Genomic DNA, 20,025 nt, shown 5'->3' on the forward strand with positions numbered 1-20,025 from the left:
GATAGATCACGCCGGAGGAGCGCGCGGCCGCCGAACCACCGCCTGCGAGCGGCGTAGTATTCGGTGCGACCCAGGGCGCCGGCGCGCGGGGCAAGGCCCGCCGTGCCGGAAACTATCCGTCCGGGCGAGGAGACTGAACCATGGCACGCAAAGACGCCCTCGTGAACCTGCGGACGATCCTCGTCCGCCGACGGGATGCCCTGCGCAGTGCTCTGGCAGGCGACCTGTCGTTGCTCAAGGAGTTGCGCAGCGAGTCGCCGGGCGACATGATCGATGCCGCCCTCGATTCGGCCCAGGACGAGATCAGTTCGCAGCTCGCCGAGGTGGAGAGCCGCGAATTGGCCCACATCGAGAATGCGCTGGAGCGGATGAAATCGGGCGAGTACGGGCTCTGCGAAGTCTGTTCCTGCAAGATCCCGATGGCCCGCCTCCATGCCCTGCCCTACGCGACGATGTGCATCTCCTGCCAGCGCGACAGCGAGCGGACCGGATTCCGGCCATCGCGTGAGGAGGCCGAAGACAGCTTCGCCGGCGACGTCGAGCTCGACGTCGGCTAGCGGGCGTGCGGCGGTCCGACCGTCGGGTATGCTCCGCTGGCCCACGAGGACGAGCCCCACGGAGCCGGTCATGTCCGCCTGCAGGCCTCTGGCTTCGTTTCGCAACCGCTCCGTCGTGGTGCTGGCCATCGCCGTCACCTCGACGGTGTGTCCGTCGGTCGCCGACGAGCCCCCGGCAATTCCGGATGCGGTCGGCGGTACGGGCGTCCCGCGTGTCGATCCGGTCCGCCCCGCGCGGCTTTCGGCAGCCGAGCGCGAACGGCTCTACGGGCAGGTGGCCCGGGAGGCCGAGTACCTCGAGCGGCAGGGCGCCCAGCTGCGCCGGCTCACCCTCCTCCTCCGGCCGACGGTCGTCCACATCGACGCCCGCAAGCCCGCGCTCCGTCCGCGGGCGGGCAAGGCGAGCGAGGAGGAGGCCGGCTCGGGAGTGATCACGTCGATCGCCGGACGGACGGTCGTGATCACCAACCGCCATGTCGTCAACCGGGCGGAACTCGACAACATCACCATCCGCCTCGACGACGGCCGTGAACTTTCGCCGCGGCGTCTCTGGTCCGATGCCGGCACCGATATCGCGGTCCTCGAGATCACCGGCACCGAGCTCGAGACGGCGCGGCTGGCAGCGGGAGACACGGTCGAGATCGGCGACACCGTGCTGGCGATCGGCAGCCCGTTCGGGCTGTCGCACTCGGTGACGATGGGGATCGTGTCGGCGAAGGGGCGCCGCGATCTCGAGCTCGGCGACGAGCGCGTCCGGTTCCAGGACTTCATCCAGACCGACGCCGCGATCAATCCGGGCAACAGTGGCGGGCCGCTGGTCAATCTCCGTGGCGAGGTCGTCGGCCTCAACACCGCGATCGCCAGCAACTCCGGCGGCAGCGAGGGGATCGGATTCGCGATCCCGGCCGGTATGGTCGAGTTCGTCGCCCGCCAACTGGTCGAGAACGGCAAGGTGGCGCGCGGTTACCTCGGTGTCGCCCTCGACAATTCGTTCAATCGTCAGTCGGCGGAGCGCCTCGGCATGGTGCGGCCGGTGGGGGCACGCGTCACCGGCGTCACCCCCGGGTCGCCGGCCGACCTGGCGGGCCTGCTGGCCGACGACGTGATCCTCGAGTTCAGCGGACTGTCGGTCGAGGACGACGATCATCTGGTCAGCCTGGTGAGCACCACGCCGACCGATCGCGAGGTCGGTCTGGTCGTCTTCCGCGACCGCGGTCGTGTGGCGCTGCGCCTCCGCGTCGCCAGCCGCGACCAATACGAGCCGCGGTGACCGCCCCGCTCAGGTCGCTGCGGCAGCCGCCTGGAGGCCGCGGATCAGGAAATCGACGACCCCGGCGGCATCGCATCCCGAGACGATGTCGGCGGTGGGGCTGCCGGTGCGGGCCTGGCGGCGATCGATGACGAGCATCCCGGCGGTCAATTCGCCGCTGGTCTCGACGTCGGCGACGACCGCCGTCCGTTCGAACAACGCGGGATGGACGACCGACGCCAGGGCGACCGTGCCGGGGAGCGTGATCCCCTCGCTGCCGAGCACCTGCCGCTGGGCCCGGTAGGCGTGCGGCAGCATCCGCCGGACCAGCGCGCCGCCCCGCGAGGTCTCGTCGGGAAGCTGGTCGAGCAGGTCGAACCCCAGCGCCACCTGCCCGATCGTCTCCAGCGGCACCAGGACCTTGGCCACCGGTTCGCGGATCACCGCGCGGGCGGAGAGGGGGTCGGCGGCGAAATTGGTGTCGGCGACGGCTGTCGCATCGCCGGTGCCACGGAGCGTGCCGCCACAGACCACCACCTCCTGGAGCAGTTCGACGAGCGTCGGATCACGGCGGAAAGACCGGGCGAGATTGGTCAACGGGCCGAGGGCGACGAGCGTTACCTGCCGGGGATGGGCCCGGACCGTTTCGGTGATGACTTTCTCGGCCACGTGGCTGCCGTGGAGCGACACCTGGGGCAGGTCGATCCCGCCGAGGCCGTCGCTGCCGTCGAGACGGTAGGGCCAGGGGGCGAGTTCGACGTCGGCCGGGGCACTGCCGAGGCGCGGCAGCCGAGGGGGATCGAGGAAATTGACGAGAGCCTGGAGATTGGCCGTCGCCTGCTCGTGACCGACGCACCCCGCCGTGGCGGTCACCGCGAGCACCTCCAACCGTGGGTCGAACAGCGCCAGCGTCAGGGCGAGGGCGTCGTCGATCCCGGGGTCGATGTCGAGAATCACCTTGCGGGCCACGGCTCAACTCGCTCCAGGGGACGATGGCCGGTGTAGGCTGACGAACCGCGGCGGCCGGCCAACCGAGTGGTCCGTGGACGATGGCCTCCGTGGCCGCCGTCCACCCGAGCGACCGCCGGCACCGCCGCCGGTTTTCCGGGATCCGGGCGTCCCCATCCGGCGGCCGACTCCCGAGACCACGGTCTGCTCGCGATCCCAGGCCCGAGACATCGTATGCGAAACCGACGGTCGATCGTTCCCGAAGGCCTGCGGAGGCTCACCCCATGAGCGCGGCGGCAGATCCCGGCGCCGTAGCCCTGGAACGCCTTTCCGCGGGCCTGACGCCGTCGCGGCAGGAGGTCCACGACCTCGTCGCCGCCGTCTTCGACCGGCGCGGCGACCTCGACACCTTCGGCCGCTGGCTGTCGTCGATGGCTGACCGGGCCCCCGACGCTGGCGCGATCGCCGGAGTCGCGGCGGCGGTCCGTGAACGGATGGTGGCGGTGCGCCACGGCCACCCCGTCGTCGCCGACACCTGTGGCACCGGCGGCGACGGCGCCGGGACGTTCAACATCTCGACCGCCGCCGCCCTGGTGGCCGCGGCAGCGGGCCTGCCGGTCGCGAAGCACGGCAACCGCGCGGTGTCGAGCGCGACCGGGTCGGCCGACGTGCTCGAACGACTCGGTGTCCGCGTCGGCTGCGGACCGGCGGTGGCGGCCCGGTGCCTCGACGTCGCCGGCATCTGCTTCTGCCTGGCACCGGTGTACCACCCGGTGATGGCCCTCGTCGGCCCGCTGCGAAGGGCGCTGGGTCGGCCGACGCTGTTCAACGCGATCGGCCCGCTGTGCAATCCCGCCGGGGCGACCGTCCAGGTGGTGGGGGTGGGCCGACCGGAGCTGCGCGAGCCGCTGGCCCACGCCGCGGCCGACCTCGGGATGCAGCGCGTGCTGGTCGTGTCGGGGACGCTGCCGGCCGGGAACGCCTGTGACGAGGTGAGCGTCTTCGGGCCGACGGATGTCGTCGAGATCGCCGGCGGGGTGCGACGCCGGTGCCGTTGGGAGCCCGAAGACTTCGGCCTGTCCCGCCGCAACGCCGAGGATCTCGGCAGCTTGCTCGTCGACGGTCCCGCGGCCAGCGCCGCGGCGATCACCGCCGTCCTCGCCGGCGTGCCGGGGCCGGCACGCGAGACGGTGGCCGTCAATGCCGGAGCCCTGCTCTGGGCCGCCAGCCGGAGCGCGACCCCGGCCGACGGCTACAGGATCGCCATCGAGGCGATCGACTCCGGCGCCGCCGCGCGGACGCTGGCGGCCCTCGTCGCGACGTCACAGGAACCCGATCCGGTGAGCCCCTCATGAAGCTCGAGGTGATCCAACCCGACGCTCCTCCCCCCGGGCCGGCGGCCGCTGGCGCACCGCTGCCCCCGTGCTGCGCCCGTCCCGGCGCCGGTGAGCTCGGCTGGCAGTGCCCGATGCATCCCGACGTCACGGCGTCGGCCCCCGGAAGCTGCCCGGTGTGCGGGATGGAGCTGGTCCCGATCGGTCAGGCCTCCACGGCGGCGGACGACGCGGCCCGGGCCCGGCGCCGGCTGGTGGTCTGTGCCCTGCTCGGCGGCTTGTTGATGGCGGTGTCGATGACGGGGATGGCCGGCCACGCGCTGGGCATCACCGACGGCATCGTCGGCTGGCTGGCGGGGACGACCGGCAACGTCCTTCAACTACTGCTCGCCGCACCGCTGGTCCTGTGGGGTGGCTGGCCGATCCTCACCGGCGGCTGGGCCGGTTTCCGGCGCGGCCGGCCGACGATGTTCTCCCTGGTCGGGCTGGGGATCACGGTGGCGTTCGTCGCCAGCGTCGTCGCCACCGTCGCCCCGGGGCTGTTTCCGCCCGCGTTCCGCCGCCACGACGGCAGCGTCGAAACGTTTTTCGAATCGGCAGGGATGATCGTCGTCCTCGTGCTCGCGGGCCAGGCGCTCGAGTCGCGTGCCAGGCGCGGCACCGGAGCCGCGCTCCGCGCGCTTCTCGACCTCGCCCCACCCACCGCGGAGCGCCATCCCGGCGGCAAGACGGTGCCGCTCAGCCAGGTACGGCCGGGCGACCTCCTCCGTGTACGCCCCGGCGGGCGGATTCCCACCGATGCGACGCTGCTGGAGGGCACGACGACCTGCGACGAGTCGCTCCTCACCGGCGAGCCGCTGCCGGTGGCGCGCGGGCCCGGCGACAAACTCCTCGGCGGTGCGATCAACGGTCCGGCGGCGCTGGTGATCCGCGCCGACACCGCGGCCGCCGGGGCGCTGGTGGCGCGGATCGCCCGGCTCGTGCGCGAGGCACAATCGCGGCGGGCGCCGATCGAGGCCCTTGCCGACCGGGCCGCGGCGGTGTTCACCCCGGCGGTGCTCGGTCTCGCCCTGGCCACGTTTCTCGGCTGGGCCGCGTTCGGCCCGGAACCGCGGCTCGCCCTGGGCCTCGTGTCCGCGGTCAGCGTGCTGGTGATCGCCTGCCCCTGCAGCCTCGGATTGGCGACGCCGCTGTCGATGACCGTGGCGATCGGCCGCGGGGCGCGCGAGGGGATCCTCGTCCGTAGCCCCGCCGCCCTCGAGTCCCTGGCCGCCGCGACGCTGTACACGTTCGACAAGACCGGAACCCTGACCGCCGGGGCGCCGCGCGTCGTCGGCTCGCTGGCGGTTCCCGGGAGGGTGCCCGCGGCGCACTCCCTGCTCGGCATGGTGGCGGCCGTGGAAAAGGTGAGCGAGCACCCGCTGGCCAAGGCGTTTGCCGTCGCCGCCGCCGGGGAGCCGATCCCGCCGGTGGCGGATGCGACCGCCGTGATCGGGCGCGGGATCCGGGGGCGGTGCGGCGATCGCGCCGTGGTGGTGGGAACCGCCGGCCTGCTCGGTGACGACGGGATCGAGCTGACGCCGCTGCAAACCGGTCCGGCGGCTGAGTGGGTGGCCGAGGCCACTGCCGCCGGACAGACGCTCGTGTTCGCCGCCGTCGATGGCCACCTCGCCGGTGCCTTCGCGATCACCGATCCGCCCCGCGACGACGCCGCCGACGTCGTCGGCTTCCTGCGGCGGCGCGGCGCGGGGATCGAACTGCTCTCCGGCGACCGCCCCGCGGCCGCCGAGCATCTCGCCCGTCTGGTGGGGATCGAGCGAGTCGCCGGCGGACTGTCGCCCGAGGACAAGGCAGACCGGGTGACCGCCCTGCGCCGGCAGGGGCAGCGGGTGGCCTTCGTCGGCGACGGGATCAACGACGCGGTCGCGCTGGCCGCCGCCGACGTCGGCCTGGCCATGGGGGAAGGCGCCGACGTGGCGATCGGGAGCGCCGACATCACGCTCCTCACCGGCGGGCTGGCGGCAGTGCCCCGCGCGGTCGCGTTGGCCGACGCGACGATGGCCAACGTGCGGCAGAACCTCGTCCTCGCGACCGTCTACAACCTCGTCGCCCTGCCCGTCGCCGCCGGCCTCCTCTACCCGCTGTTCGGGCACGTCACCAGCCCGATGCTCGCGGCGGCGGCGATGAGCATCAGCTCGCTGTCGGTGATCGCCAACGCCCTGCGGCTGCGCCGCGGGGGGCGATAGGCCGGGTGGCCTCAACCGCGCTCCAGCCCGGTCAGCGGCACCGCCAGCCCGTCGTGGGCCAGCTCGATTCCCGGCGGGAGCCGTGCCGACACCTCGGCGTGGCCGAGCTCGTGGGACAAGTGCACCAGCAACGTCCGCCGGGCCCCGATCGACCGGGCCGTGTCGATCGCCTCGGCGAGCGAGAAATGGGTCGGGTGCCGCGTCGGCCGCAGGCAGTCGAGGACGAGGACGTCGAGGCCGGCCAGGAGCGGCCGCGTCGCCGCCGGGATCTCGTTGGTGTCGGTGCAGTAGGCGACGTCGCCGAACCGGAAACCGAGGACGTCGAACGGTCCATGGCGGAGGCGGAGCGGCACGGCGCGGGCTCCCAGCACCGTGAATGGTTCGGTCGAGATCGACTCGAGGGCGAGCTTCGGAACGCCGCCCCCGGGAGCGGGGATCGCCGCGAAAGCGTAGTCGAAGGCGAGCCGGATCCGGGCCTCGACCCGCGGTTCGCAGTACACCGGCACCGAGCGGCCGGAGTGGAAGCAGATCGGCCGGACGTCGTCGAGTCCGTAGACGTGGTCGACGTGATCGTGCGTGTAGAGGATCGCGTCGATCGCCGTCAGCCCGGCGTTCAGCAGTTGCTGGCGGAGATCGGGAGTGGTGTCGATCAGGAGCGTGCCGGCGGGGAGGCCCAGCGCCACACTCGTGCGGAACCGCCGGTCGCGGGGATCGGGGCTGGTGCAGGTGGGGCAACCACAGCCGACGACGGGGACGCCCACGCTCGTCCCGGTGCCGAGAAACAGCAACTGCCCGGCAATGTCGCGGCCGACCGCACGGGGCCGTGGTGTGGCACGGCCAGACCGGAAGGAGGGCGTGGCCATCATGGGGAGGAAGTCGGCAAGTGGCCGATGAGCGGAGCGGCGGGAAGCGACCGCATGCTACTCGATCGGGTCGTGCGGTAGACCGGTCGAGGATCGCCTTGACCAGCCGCGGCCGAAACCGTGACAATTATTCGGAGGTTAGCTGGCTCGGGAAAACCTGCCTTCCTGCCATCCGGCTGCCCGCCCCTCGATCGTCCCCGACGGTCTCCAGAACCCGGCGCCGGCAGGCGGCGGAGTCCGGCCACGTCAGCGTCGGGACCACCCGGCCCGTTTTCGCCCCCGCGGACCCGTTGATCCCGTCATGGAATTCCTCGAACGCCTCTGGGAGACGGTCGGCAACGCGGGCTCCGCGGTCGAGCACCGTGTCGAACGGCTGCTGACCGGACTGTTCGGCTCGTCGAACGCACGCTACCTGCGCCGGCTGGAGCCCAAGATCGAGGCGATCAACTCGCTGGAGCCGAAGTACCAGGCGATGAACGACGCCGAGCTCCGCGCCCAGACCGTGGAGTTTCGCCGCCGGCTCGCCGCCGGTGAGACGCTCGACGACCTGCTCGTCGAGGCGTTCGCCGTCTGCCGGGAGGGGGGCCGGCGGTTCCTCGGGATGCGGCACTACGACGTGCAGCTGATCGGCGGGATGGTGCTCCACTCGGGGGCGATCGCCGAAATGATCACCGGCGAGGGGAAGACGCTCGTCGCCACGCTCCCGGCCTACCTCAACGCCCTGGAGGGGAAGGGCGTCCATGTCGTCACGGTCAACGACTACCTCGCGCGCCGCGACATGGAGTGGATGGGGCCGCTGTACATCGGTCTCGGCCTGACCGTGGGCGCTATCCAGTCGCGGATGGAGACCGACGAACGGCAGAAATCCTACGCCCGCGACATCACCTACGGGACCAACAACGAGTTCGGCTTCGACTACCTGCGCGACAACATGCGCCTCGCCAGGCGCGGCGACGACCGCTTTCCCGCGCACGTCCAGCAGAGCCAGGGTCCGCTCCACTACGCGATCATCGACGAGGTCGACAACATCCTCGTCGACGAGGCGCGGACGCCGCTGATCATCTCGGGCCCGGCCCACGACGACGTGCGGAAATACGCGCGTGCCGACCAGATCGCGCGGCAGCTCCAGGCGGAGACCCATTTCGAGGTCAAGGAGAAGGAGCACACCGTCGCCCTCACGGAGGAAGGCGTGCGCCGCGCGGAGCGGCTGGCCGACGTCGAGAGCTTCTACACCGCCGGCAACATGGAGTGGCCGCACCTCATCGACAACGCCCTCAAGGCCCATCACCTCTACAAGCGCGACGTGAACTACGTCGTCCAGAACGGCGAGGTGGTGATCGTCGACGAGTTCACCGGCCGCCTGATGCCCGGGCGGCAGTGGTCCGACGGGCTGCACCAGGCGGTCGAGGCGAAGGAAGGGGTGCGGATCAAGGAGGAGTCACAGACCCTGGCGACGGTCACCCTGCAGAACTTCTTCAAGCTCTACGACAAGGTCGGCGGCATGACCGGCACCGCCATGACCGAGGCGAGCGAGTTCTGGAAGATCTACAAGCTCGACGTCATCGCCATCCCCCCCAACCGCGGCCTCAAGCGGATCAACCATCCGGACGTCATCTACCGCACCGAACGCGAGAAGTGGATCGCGGTGGCCGACGAGGTCGAGCGAATCCACCGCTGGGATTCGGTGCTCCTCGCCGACGGCAGCTTCCACATGGGCCGGATCGTCGGCGAGGACGACCGCGAGATCCGCCTCGAACTGAAGCCCGAGGGGGAGCGGCGCGGCGGCGACGTCGAGACCCTGCCCCGGGGGAAGATCCGCGAGCTGCAGCGGCGCGGCTGCCCGGTGCTTGTCGGAACGGTGTCGATCGAGAAGAGCGAGCGGCTCTCGGCACTGCTCGAGAAGCGCGGCATCGACCACCAGGTGCTCAACGCCAAGCACCACAAGCGCGAGGCGGAGATCATCGCCCAGGCGGGGCGCCTCGGCGCGGTGACGATCGCCACCAACATGGCCGGACGCGGCACCGACATCATCCTCGGCGGCAACCCGGAAACGCTCGCCTGGGCGAAGCTCCAGGATCGCTACCCGACGCGGCTCGATGTCCCCAAGCACGAGTGGGACGGGCTGGTCGCCGAGATCTCCCAGGCCGAGAACATGAAGGCCGAAGGGGAATTGGTGCGGTCGATGGGAGGGCTGCAGATCATCGGCACCGAGCGCCACGAGGCGCGGCGCATCGACCTCCAGCTCCGCGGCCGCTGCGGCCGGCAGGGGGATCCCGGCTCGAGCCGGTTCTTCCTCTCGCTCGAAGACGACCTGATGCGGATCTTCGCCGGCGAGTGGGTGAAGAACGTCCTCACGCGCCTCGGGATGCAGGATGGCGAGGCGATCGAGAGCCGGATGGTGACCCGCCGGGTCGAGGCGGCCCAGAAGAAGGTCGAGGAGAGCCATTTCGACGTCCGCAAGAACCTCCTCGAGTACGACGAGGTGATGGACGAGCAGCGGAAGCGGGTCTACGGGTTCCGCCAGCGGATCCTCGAGGACGCCGACTGCCGGGAACTGATCCGGGAGATGGTCGGTCGCCAGATCGACACCAACATCGGCACCCTCCTCGACAAGGACTACGGCTCGCAGAGCTTCGCCGCATGGGCGGCCTCGCAATTGGGCTGCGAGCTCGACGCCGCCGACTTCCGCGGACTGTCGCCCGCCGAGGCGGAGCGCGTCGCGAGCGAGGACGCGGTGCGCCAATCGGAGGTGCAGATCGCCGAGGCGGTCGAGGAGAACCTGCCCGACGGCGAGGACGAGACGGAGTGGAACTGGGCGGCGTTGGCGGCGTTCGTCAACACGCGTTGGAAGCTCGGTGTCAACGACCGCGAGCTGCGCCGGATCGGCCGTGACGGCGTCACCGACATGCTCCAGGAGCGTGCGGCGGCCGCGATCCGGGCGATCGATCTCGCCGAGGGTGCGCGGTTCCTCGCCGATGACTTCGGAGTCCGCAGCGCCTGCGGCTGGACCGAGTGGCGCTTCGGGATCCAACTCACCCCCGAGGAGATCGCCGACCTGCAGCGGACGGGGGGTGATCCCGAGGCGTTCCGGCGGAAGGTCCGGGCCAAGGCGCGCGAAGTCTACGACCGGCGCGAGATCGAGTATCCGGTGCTCGGAGCGCTCGGTCACTTCTCGCAGCGCCAGCCCGACGGCGTCCGCCGCATCGACCTGGCCGGATTCGTCGCCTGGGCCCGCGATCGGTTCGGCGGCGATCTCGACGAGCAGCGCCTCGGCTCGGGCGACCCCGACACGGTCGTCGGCGAGGTCTTCTCCGCCAGCGCCAGGCGCCACGGCCGCGGCGACGACGGGCGCGAAGAGATGAAGCGGATGGAGCGGGCCGTCGTCCTGCAGACGCTCGACAACGCCTGGAAGGACCACCTCCTGGCGATGGACCATCTCCGCAGCAGCGTCGGACTCCGGGGCTATGCCCAGGTCGATCCGAAGGTCGAGTACAAGCGCGAAGGGATGCGGATCTTCGAGTTGATGTGGAACGGCATCGACGAGCGGGTCACCGACCTCGTCTACCGGATCGAGCAGGTGGATGACGACGACGTCCGCAGCGCGTTCCAGGAGACCGCGGCGATCCATGCCGAGGCCGCCCGGCCGACCGCCCCGATCGAAGCACCACCGACCGCGCCGGCAGGAGCCCCGGCGGCGGCCGAAGCCGGGAGTGAGCCGGCCCGGCTCGAGCCGATCCGCAATCTCGCCGCCAAGGTGGGGCGCAACGACCCCTGCCCGTGCGGCAGCGGTAAGAAGTTCAAGAACTGCTGCGCCAAGTCGAGCGGCGTGGCGGCCGGGTGACGCGCCGTTCCGGCCGCTGCCTCACGCCCGTGATCGTTCCGGCATGCTGCTCGATGTCGTCTATCTGCTGGTCGCGCTGCTCATCCTTCCCTGGGTGGCGTGGCGGAGGCTCTCGGGAGCGCGCCAAGTCGCCGCCCCGTGGGTGCGGTTCACCGGCGCGATCGCACCGCTCCCCGATCCGGCCGGGAGGCCGCGGATCTGGCTCCACGGCGTCAGTGTCGGTGAGGTGCAACTGCTCACCGCGCTCGCTGCCGAGATCGAGCGACAGGCCGAGGCCGCCGGGTGCCCCGTCGATTGCGTCGTCTCCAGTTCGACGACGACCGGGCTGGAGGTCGCGCGGAAGCGTTTCGGCACGGACCGTGTCTTCCCCTGCCCGCTCGACTTCTCCTGGGCGGTGGAGCGGGTCATCGACCGCTGCGCCCCCGCGTTGATCGTCCTCGGCGAACTGGAACTGTGGCCGAATCTTCTCGCGCGGGCCTGGCACCGTGGCATCCCGGTCGTCGTCGCCAACGCCCGGATGAGCCCGCGCAGTGCCGCCGGCTACGGCCGGATCGCACCGGTCGTCCGGCGGATGCTCTCCCGGGTGGCAGTCGTGGTGGCCCGGTCCGCCGAGGACGCAGCGCGGTTCGCGGCGCTCGGGGCGGGGCGGATCGTCGTCGCCGGTTCACTGAAGTACGACGGCGTCCGCGGTGACCGTGACCATCCCGACATCCACCGGCTGCAATCGCTCGCCGGCTTCACCCCCGACGACGTCGTGTTCCTCGCCGGAAGCACGCAGCATCCGGAGGAGGAACTGGCGCTGGCCACCTACCGCACGTTGGCGCCCCGGCATCCTCGGCTGCGGCTCGTGATCGTCCCGCGGCACGTCGAACGCGCGCCGGCGATCGCCGCGCTGCTCGATCGCGCCGGCGTGCCCTGGCAGCGGCGCAGCCGGCTCGACGCGGGTCACCCCCCCCCCGCCACCACGGTCTTGCTCGTCGATACGACCGGTGAGTTGGCCTGGTGGTGGGGTACGGCGGCCGTGGCGTTCGTGGGCGGCAGCCTCGACGGCCACCGTGGCGGGCAGAACATGCTCGAGCCGGCGGCCTACGGTACAGCCGTCTGCTTCGGTCCCCACACGCGCAACTTCGCCACCGAAGTGGCGACGCTGTTGGCCGCCGACGCCGCGACGGTGGTCGGCGACGGGAACGCGCTGACCGAGTTCGTGGGCCGTTGCCTCGACGACCCTGCATGGGCCGCCGCCCGCGGCGCCGAGGCCCGGGCGACGGTCGCGGCACATCGTGGCGCGACGGCCCTGACCGCCGCGCTCGTCCTCGAAAACGTCGCCGGCGGCGGCGGCGCGGGGGGCGGCCGTTGCCGGTCCCCGGAAAACCGTCCATAATCCGGCCCTCGGCATCGGCCTACCGGACTGCGAATCCACCATCACGACGAGGAACCGGACGTGTCACGAGGGAAGTATCTGTTCACCAGCGAGTCGGTCAGCATGGGTCATCCGGACAAACTGGCGGACCAGATTTCCGACGGGGTCCTCGACGCCTACCTGGCCCAGGATCCGCGCAGCCGCGTGGCCTGCGAGACGATGGTGACCACCGGTCTGGCGGTGATCGCCGGCGAGATCACCTCCCGCGGCACGATCGACTACCAGAAAGTCGTCCGCGACGTGATCCGTGACGTCGGTTACTCCGACGACGAGATGGGGATCGCCGCCGACACCTGCTCCGTGCTCGTCGCCGTCGGCAAGCAGTCGGGCGACATCGCGATGGGCGTCAACGAGGACGAGGCGAAGGGCAAGGACATCGGCGCCGGCGACCAGGGCCTGATGTTCGGCTACGCCTGCAACGAGACCCCGGAGCTGATGCCCCTGCCGATCGCCCTCTCCCACCGGATCCTCAACCGGCTGACCGAAGCCCGGCAGAAGAACGAGGTCGACTGGCTGCGGCCCGATTCGAAGAGCCAGGTGACCGTGGAGTACGACGGCGACAAGCCGGTGCGGATCGACACGATCGTCGTCTCCACGCAGCACGCTCCCCACGTCACCAACGACGAGATCCGCACGTTCGTCATCGAGAAGATCGTCAAGCCGCTTCTCCCGCGGGACCTCGACACTTCTTCGATCACCTACCACATCAACCCCACCGGTCGGTTCGTGGTCGGCGGTCCGCACGGTGACTGCGGCCTCACCGGCCGCAAGATCATCGTCGATACCTACGGTGGCTGGGGACGGCACGGCGGCGGCGCGTTTTCCGGCAAGGATCCGACCAAGGTCGACCGCAGTGCCGCCTACATGGCGCGCCATGTCGCCAAGAACATCGTCGCCGCCGGCCTCGCCGAGCGCTGTGAGGTGCAGCTGGCCTACGCGATCGGCGTGAGCGATCCGGTCAGCGTGCACGTCGACACCGAGGGAACCGGGGCGATCGCCGACGAGCGACTGTGTGCGGTGGTCCGCGAGTTCTTCCCGCTCACGCCCCGGGGGATCATCGACTACCTCGACCTGCGGCGGCCGATCTACCGCAAGACCGCCGCGGGCGGCCACTTCGGACGCGATGGCTTCAGCTGGGAGAAGACCGATCGCGCCACGGCGCTGGCGCAAGCGGCCCGGTCCGGCGCGATTGCCGGCGCGGCGCGGTGACGAGCCCGCGCCGCAGCCGCCGCTGATGCGGTGACGAAGGTGTGGACGAATCGAGTGCTCACAGCCGAGGGATGCCCGCCGCCGTGACGGACTCGATAGGGTTCCGGAGAATCTCCCGCCGGTCGGCCGGCGCCGACGACGTCGGTGCCGCGCTCGCCACCGGCGCCCTCGCCCTGGCAGGGGCGCTCCCCCTCGCATGCGCCGGAGTGCTCGTCGTCCGCCGGTTGGCGGGAGGCCTCCCGGGGGGTGGGCGCCCCGCCGGCATGCTGGCGGTGGCGCTGACCGGCGTCGGATTCGTGGTCGCCGCCGACCTGATCGCCCGGGCAGCCGCAGGGCGGTCCGACGAGAGGGCGCCGGGGATGGCGTGGCAACCGATCGCTGCACGGATCGCCCTCTGCTGCGCGGTGGCGGCACTGGCGCCCCCTTGGCCGTGGCGGGGGACGGCGTGGCCGGCGGTGGCGACAGCCGGGGCCGCGATGACGGCGGCGCTGGTGCGGGTGCCGCGCCGCCGCGCCGTGGCCAGGACCATGGCCGAGCCGGAGGCACGACACCGAGCGGCGCAGGCGCCACTGGGGGCGTGTGCTGTCGGTGGTGGGCCCACGGCGTCCCCCGCCGAGGCCTCCGGTGGAGCCCTCTCGCAACGGCTGATGCGTTTCCATCGAGCGGACACGATGACCGACCGCATCGAGGGCACGGTGGTCGTCGTCGTCCCGCCGGGGGAGCGCTCGGCACCGACCCATGTCGCGTTCTGCCCGCCCTTCTCCGTGAGCCCGCTGATCACGATCGCCGCCGTCGAAGCAGCGACGGAAGCGGAGGCCGATGCGGTCGAAACACTCCCCTGGGGCACCCGGATCGAGTGCCGCCTCGAGGATGCGGCCGACGACCCGGTGGAGGTCGTCGTCTCGTTCACGGCCGACGGACCGATGCCCTCCTCCGGACGATCCACCGCGGTCCCCGTCACACCGGATCCCTGAGGCATCGGCTTCCATGGCCCGCTGGCCGCAACGACTGTGGACGACGCTGTTCACCTACACGGTGATCTTCTTCGGGTTTCCCCTGCTGGCGTGGCTGCTGTACCGCTGGGTCCGGGGAGGAGGGTAGACGATGGATTCCGCCGGCCACCGGCTCGACGAACCCTCCCCCACGCTGGTGGCGGCGCTGCGCGGCGCCGATCAACTCGGCGTCCTCGCCCACTGGGAGCGCCTCGACGCCGCTGCACGGGAGCGACTGCTCGCGCAGGTGACGGCCATCGATTGGGGGCTCGTCGCCGATCTCACCCGGCGTGTCCGGCGCGGACACCTCGCCCCTCCTGCCGGGGACACGTCGTTCGATCTGGCGAGCGCCGAGTCTCCCCCCTGTCGTCCCCTCCGCGGTGCGGATCCGACTGTCGCCGCCCGCGGCCGGGAGGCACTGGCGGCCGGCGCGGTCGGGGCGATCCTTGTCGCAGGTGGACAGGGCACACGCTTGGGGTGCACCGGGCCGAAGGGGCTGTGCGCCGTGGGGCCGCTGTCGCAGGCCACGTTGTTCGACGTGCTTCTCGGCCGACTCGCGGCCATCGGCCGCCGCTACGGACGCGGAGTCCCCCTGGCGATCATGACCAGCGCCGCCACCGACGACGAGACGCGCCGCTTCCTGGCATCGCGGCAGTGGTGCGGGCTCGACCCGGACGACGTGTTCCTGTTCCGGCAACAGGACCTGCCGGCCTTCGACGCGGCCGATGGCAACATCCTCCTTGCCGCACCGGACCGCGTCGCCCTCGCCCCCGATGGCCACGGCGGCATGCTCTTGGCGCTGGCGGGCGTCGGGGGGCTCGAGTGGTTCGGCCGTCGCGGGGTCGCGACCGTCGCGAGTTTCCAGGTCGACAACCCGCTGGCACTGCCCCTCGATGCCGAGTTCCTCGGCGCCCACCTCGATGCCGCCGCCGAGTTCACGCTCCAGGTGATCCGCAAGCGAGAGCCAGCCGAGCGCGTCGGGGTGATCGCCACCTCCGGAGGCGTGACCCGGGTCGTCGAATACAGCGATCTGCCCGCCACCGCCGCGGCCGAGCGGCTGGCCGACGGCCGGCTCCGCTTCCACGCCGGCAGCATCGCCGTGCATGCCTTCGCCCTCGAGTTCCTCGCCCACTGCGCGGCGCGTGGCGACGCCCTCCCGCTCCACGCAGCGCGTAAGGCGGTCCCGTTCGTCGACGCCGACGGCCGCCACCATGCCCCACGCGCGCCCAACGCGGTGAAGTTCGAACGCTTCATCTTCGACATCCTCCCCCTGGCGAGGCGGGTGTGCGTCGTCGAGCTCGAGCCGGGCGAGGGATTCGCCCCGCTCAAGAATCCCAGCGGTGCGGCGGCCGACACACCGGAGCACGTGCGCGAGGCACTGATCGCCCGCGACCGGGCGATTCTGGCCGCAGCGGGAGTGACCGTCGACGAGGGGGTCGTCGTCGAGCTCGACGCCGCCACGATCCTCGACGCCGACGACGTCACTCTGGCCTTGCCCCCGGGAACGCGGATCAGCGCATCTGCCGTCATCCGCGCGGACCCGATAACGCCACGCGGGACCGGCGGTGGCGAGTTCCGGTGATTTCCCCGCGGGTGGGCCGAGGACCGCACGACGGATCGGCGACGAGCGACGCGTGTTTCCTCACGGAGGTCGGTGATGCTCCACGTGGTGATCATGGCGGGTGGATCGGGTACGCGGTTCTGGCCCGCCAGTCGGGCGGCGCTTCCCAAGCAGCTGTTGCGCCTGGCCGGCGAGCGGACGCTGCTGCAGGCCACCGTCGATCGCCTGTCGGGGTTGGTTGCACCCGAGCAGGTGCTCGTCGTCACCGCCGAGCGGCTCCTGCCCACCGTGCGGGAACAGCTTCCCGACGTACCGGCATCGGCGTTGGTGGGGGAGCCGTGCAAGCGCGACACCGCCCCCTGCATCGCGCTTTCGGCCCTGCTCGTGTCGCGTCACGACCCCGAGGCGACGCTCGCGGTGATGCCCTCCGACCATGTCATCAGCCCCGCCGAGTCCTTTCGTAACGCGATCCGCCAGGCAGCCGCTCTCGTCGACGCCCAACCGGCCCGGTTGGTCACGTTCGGCATCAAGCCGACCTACCCGGCCGAGGTCTTCGGCTACATCCAGCAGGGGGAGAAACTGGCCGACGCCGGGCCCGCCGTGGTGAACCGTGTCGCCCACTTCAAGGAGAAGCCGCCAGCGGCAGTGGCAAGGGAGTACCTCGCCGCCGGCACCTACCTGTGGAACGCCGGGATCTTCGTGTGGAAGGCACGGACGATCATCGAAGCGCTCCTCGCACGCCAGCCGGAGTGCATGGAGCGGCTGCAACGGGTCGTGGCAGCCTGGGATCGCCCCGATCGGGACGCCGTCTTCGCCCGGGAGTTCGCGGCGATCCACGGGATCTCGATCGACTACGCGGTCCTCGAGCACGCCCGCGACGTCGTCGTCATCGAGGCGCCATTCGGTTGGGACGACCTCGGCGGCTGGTCGGCGGTCGCCCGCCAGCGGGGTACCGACAGCGAGGGCAACACCGTCGTCGGCCGCCACCTCGGCATCGACTCGGTACGGACGATCGTCCACGCCGACGGTGACCATCTCGTCGTCACGATGGGATTGAAGGATATGCTGGTGGTACACACTCCGGATGCCACGCTCGTCGCCGACCGAGCCCACGAGGAATCGGTCCGCCGCGTGGTGACGGAACTGGAGAAACGCGGGTGGCGCGACTACCTCTGACTGTCCGTGGACCAAGCCATCGATGGCCTTGGTCCGCTCGGCCGACCGCGGTGAACACCATGGGGTTCCCGGAGCGCCGGCGGCCTCACCCAGCGGCCGATCGCCGTGTCCGGGGGTGGCCAGACAGCGACGCGGGACATCCGCCGCCGGGCCGCGGCCGTGCCCTCCTGCGGGCGTTCGCCCTGCTCGTCGTCCTGCCACCGGGCCTTGCCGCCGCCCAGCCGGCCGCCTCCGCGATTGACGGCGTGACTCCCGACACCCAGGTGTCCGTCGATGCCCGGGCACGGCAGGCTGCCTGGGCCGAGCGGGTCCGCCGCGCCGCCGAAGCGCTCGCCTGGTCCGATGAACGGATCGCCCATGAATGGCGAATCCAGCGCCGCCCCGGGACCGACGATTGCCGCCTCCTCGATCCCCGCGACCGGGTCGTCATCGCCGGCCCGCGGGCCGCGTGCGACGAGCGGTTCGCCGACCTCGTCACCACCGGCCTGATCCCACGCCACACCGGCCCGACGGTGATCGTGCTCCATGGCCTCGGCGAGGGGCGTTCGAGCATGAGTCCCCTCGTCGAGCACCTCCGCCGCCACGTGACCGACACCGTCGTGACCTTCGGCTACGCCAGCCCACGTGCCGGTTTGGCCGACCATGGTGCGGCGCTCGCCAGTGTCGTCGCGGCCCTTCCGGCGGACGAGGGGGTGAGTTTCGTCGCCCACAGTCTGGGAAACCTCGTCGTCCGCCGTTGGATGCACTCGGCGGCGCCGGCCGAGCTGGCCCGCGTACGGCGGATCGTGATGCTCGGGGCTCCCAACCAGGGGTCGGAGCTGGCCCGATTGGCGTCGCGCGTGTGGGGGCTCCCGGCGCTTGCAGAAGGAGCCGCCCGGGAACTGGTCGTCGACTGGGAACAGATCGCCCCCGATCTCGCCGTTCCGACCTGCCCGTTCGGGATCGTCGCCGGTGGCCGTGGCGACGAGTCGGGATTCAGCGCCCTGCTCGAGGGAGACGACGATGCCGTGGTCCGCGTCGCCGAGACACGGCTCGACGGTGCCGACGACTTCCTCCTCGTCCCCGTGCACCACGCCTTGATGATGCGCCATCCGACCGTTCAGCGGGCGACGGTGTCGTTCCTCACCACCGGCCGCTTCGCGCTGCCGGACGGAACGGCCCCGGAGCCGGTGTCGCGATGACCGGAGGAGGGGATCGCCTGCCGAGCGCCGGGCGTCTGGCAGGGATCGACTATGGCCAGCGCCGCGTGGGGATCGCGGTCTGCGATGCGGCCCGGATCATCGCCAGCCCCCACGAGGTCCACGAAGCGGGTGGGGATGCCGCCGCCGAAGCCGACTACTACCGCCACCTCGCCCGTGAGGAGGACCTCGTGGGATTCGTCGTCGGCTTGCCGATCCACGCCGACGGCAATGCCAGCCGGATGTCGGCGGCGGTGGAGCGGTTCGCCGTCTGGCTGCGGACGACGACCGGCCTGCCGGTGGCGTTCCAGGACGAGCGCTACACCTCGCGCGAGGCGGCAGGCCTGCTGGCACGCTCGGGCCTCACCCGGGGGCGGCGCCGTGAACGGAGCGACGCGATCGCCGCGCAGATCATCCTCACCGCGTGGCTGGAGTCGGGCCGCGACGGCTCCGCGGCTCCCGGAGCACTCGACGGATGAACGCTTCGCCCCCGAAGGCCGGGCGCCGCCGACTCGTCGTCGGCCACGGCTATCTCGGATCACGCGTCGCCCGGGAATGGCTCGCCCGAGGCGATCGGGTCTGGGCCACCACCCGCTCCCCGGCTCGGGCTGCGGCCATGGCGGCAGACGGGATCGAACCGCTGCTCGTCGACCTCACCGGCCCGTTTCCGCTCGCCCGGCTGCCCGAGGTCGATACCGTCCTGTGGGCCGTCAGTCCCGATTCCGCCACCGGGCACCATGCCCTTCATGTCACCGGTCTCGGTGAGCTGCTCGACGCCCTGCCGGGCGCCCCACGGGTCGTGTTCATCAGTTCGACCGGCGTCTACGGCGAAGCCGACGGCTCGGTCGTGAACGAAGACACACCGGCGCGGCCCGATCGGCCGGCCGGGCTGGCGCTGCTCGAGGCGGAGGCGTGCGTCGCTTCCCGCTGCCCCGGTCGGGCGGTGATACTGCGGCTGGCGGGCTTGTATGGACCAGGTCGGCTCCCGCGCCTCGCCGACATCCGTGCCGGTCGGCCGCTCGCCGGCCCTGCCGACACCTGGCTCAACCTGATCCATGTCGCCGACGCGACGGCGATCGTGGCGCTCGTCGCCGACCATCCTGCTCCCGGTCCGTTGTATGTCGTCAGCGACGGCCGTCCCGTGCGGCGTGCCGAGTGGTATGCGGAACTGGCCCGCACGATCACCGCTCCGGAGCCTGCCTGGGAGCCGACGGCTCGCCGGGTCCGCGGCGGCGACAAGCGCGTCGATCCGCGCCGCTTGCTCCGTGAAATCGCCCCGCCGTTTCGCTATCCCGACCCGTTTGCCGGGCTGCGGGACTGCCTCACGGATCCCTGATCTCCCGGCTCCCGCGGCTCACTGCAGGGCCGGCGCCGGCACGGGATCCTGCTTGCCGAGATCGAGTTGGGCGAGGCTCGCGACTCCGCCGGCGAGGGCCTGCAGGTAATCGACG

General features: G+C 71.5%; 14 protein-coding genes. 12 read left to right on the forward strand and 2 right to left on the reverse strand.

Translation table 11 applies throughout. From position 1 onward, the window contains the following. Positions 1–140: 140 nt before the first annotated feature. Positions 141–557 (forward strand): TraR/DksA family transcriptional regulator, encoded by a 417-nt coding sequence (locus FJ309_10345; GenBank protein MBM3954996.1) that lies wholly within the window; start codon positions 141–143, stop codon positions 555–557. A gap of 70 nt (positions 558–627) precedes the next feature. Further along, positions 628–1,827, forward strand: a complete 1,200-nt coding sequence (locus tag FJ309_10350; protein ID MBM3954997.1) for a trypsin-like serine protease — start codon at positions 628–630, stop codon at positions 1,825–1,827. 9 nt (positions 1,828–1,836) lie between these two features. Here FJ309_10350 and FJ309_10355 read toward each other — a convergent pair whose 3' ends face one another. Beyond that, positions 1,837–2,775, reverse strand: coding sequence for a nucleoside hydrolase (locus FJ309_10355; protein ID MBM3954998.1), 939 nt, complete (start codon positions 2,773–2,775; stop codon positions 1,837–1,839). A gap of 80 nt (positions 2,776–2,855) precedes the next feature. Between FJ309_10355 and trpD the strand changes: the two genes are divergently transcribed. Next, a complete protein-coding gene (gene trpD / locus FJ309_10360; protein ID MBM3954999.1) occupies positions 2,856–4,109 on the forward strand; it encodes an anthranilate phosphoribosyltransferase in 1,254 nt (417 codons plus the stop codon). Further along, positions 4,106–6,334 carry a heavy metal translocating P-type ATPase gene (locus FJ309_10365; protein MBM3955000.1) on the forward strand — a complete coding sequence of 743 codons (2,229 nt, stop codon included), beginning with the start codon at positions 4,106–4,108 and terminating at the stop codon, positions 6,332–6,334. Before trpD ends, FJ309_10365 begins: the two co-directional genes overlap by 4 nt. Positions 6,335–6,345: 11 nt before the next feature. On the opposite strand, the gene FJ309_10370 is transcribed toward FJ309_10365, so the two are convergent. Continuing rightward, entirely contained in the window at positions 6,346–7,122 is a 777-nt protein-coding gene (locus FJ309_10370) for an MBL fold metallo-hydrolase (GenBank protein MBM3955001.1), read from the reverse strand. A gap of 376 nt (positions 7,123–7,498) precedes the next feature. On the opposite strand from FJ309_10370, the gene FJ309_10375 reads away from it, so the two are divergent. From FJ309_10375 to FJ309_10410, 8 genes are all read left to right on the forward strand, one after another. Further along, positions 7,499–11,038 (forward strand): preprotein translocase subunit SecA, encoded by a 3,540-nt coding sequence (locus FJ309_10375; protein ID MBM3955002.1) that lies wholly within the window; start codon positions 7,499–7,501, stop codon positions 11,036–11,038. A gap of 43 nt (positions 11,039–11,081) precedes the next feature. After that, complete coding sequence (locus FJ309_10380; protein ID MBM3955003.1) at positions 11,082–12,419, forward strand: 3-deoxy-D-manno-octulosonic acid transferase; 1,338 nt, start codon at positions 11,082–11,084, stop codon at positions 12,417–12,419. A gap of 60 nt (positions 12,420–12,479) precedes the next feature. Beyond that, entirely contained in the window at positions 12,480–13,667 is a 1,188-nt protein-coding gene (locus FJ309_10385) for a methionine adenosyltransferase (protein MBM3955004.1), read from the forward strand. Positions 13,668–13,750: 83 nt separating this feature from the next. Beyond that, complete coding sequence (locus tag FJ309_10390; protein ID MBM3955005.1) at positions 13,751–14,641, forward strand: hypothetical protein; 891 nt, start codon at positions 13,751–13,753, stop codon at positions 14,639–14,641. Between the two features lie 130 nt (positions 14,642–14,771). Next, the gene (locus tag FJ309_10395; GenBank protein ID MBM3955006.1) at positions 14,772–16,241 is read left to right on the forward strand and encodes a UDPGP type 1 family protein; all 1,470 of its coding nucleotides are present in this window, start codon (positions 14,772–14,774) and stop codon (positions 16,239–16,241) included. A gap of 75 nt (positions 16,242–16,316) precedes the next feature. After that, entirely contained in the window at positions 16,317–17,396 is a 1,080-nt protein-coding gene (locus tag FJ309_10400; GenBank protein ID MBM3955007.1) for a mannose-1-phosphate guanylyltransferase, read from the forward strand. Between the two features lie 361 nt (positions 17,397–17,757). Beyond that, positions 17,758–19,053 carry a Holliday junction resolvase RuvX gene (gene ruvX / locus FJ309_10405; GenBank protein ID MBM3955008.1) on the forward strand — a complete coding sequence of 432 codons (1,296 nt, stop codon included), beginning with the start codon at positions 17,758–17,760 and terminating at the stop codon, positions 19,051–19,053. Beyond that, positions 19,050–19,910, forward strand: coding sequence for an SDR family oxidoreductase (locus FJ309_10410; protein MBM3955009.1), 861 nt, complete (start codon positions 19,050–19,052; stop codon positions 19,908–19,910). Before ruvX ends, FJ309_10410 begins: the two co-directional genes overlap by 4 nt. Positions 19,911–20,025: the final 115 nt, after the last annotated feature.

The organism is Planctomycetota bacterium (assembly GCA_016872555.1).
Classification (GTDB): domain Bacteria; phylum Planctomycetota; class Planctomycetia; order Pirellulales; family UBA1268; genus F1-20-MAGs016.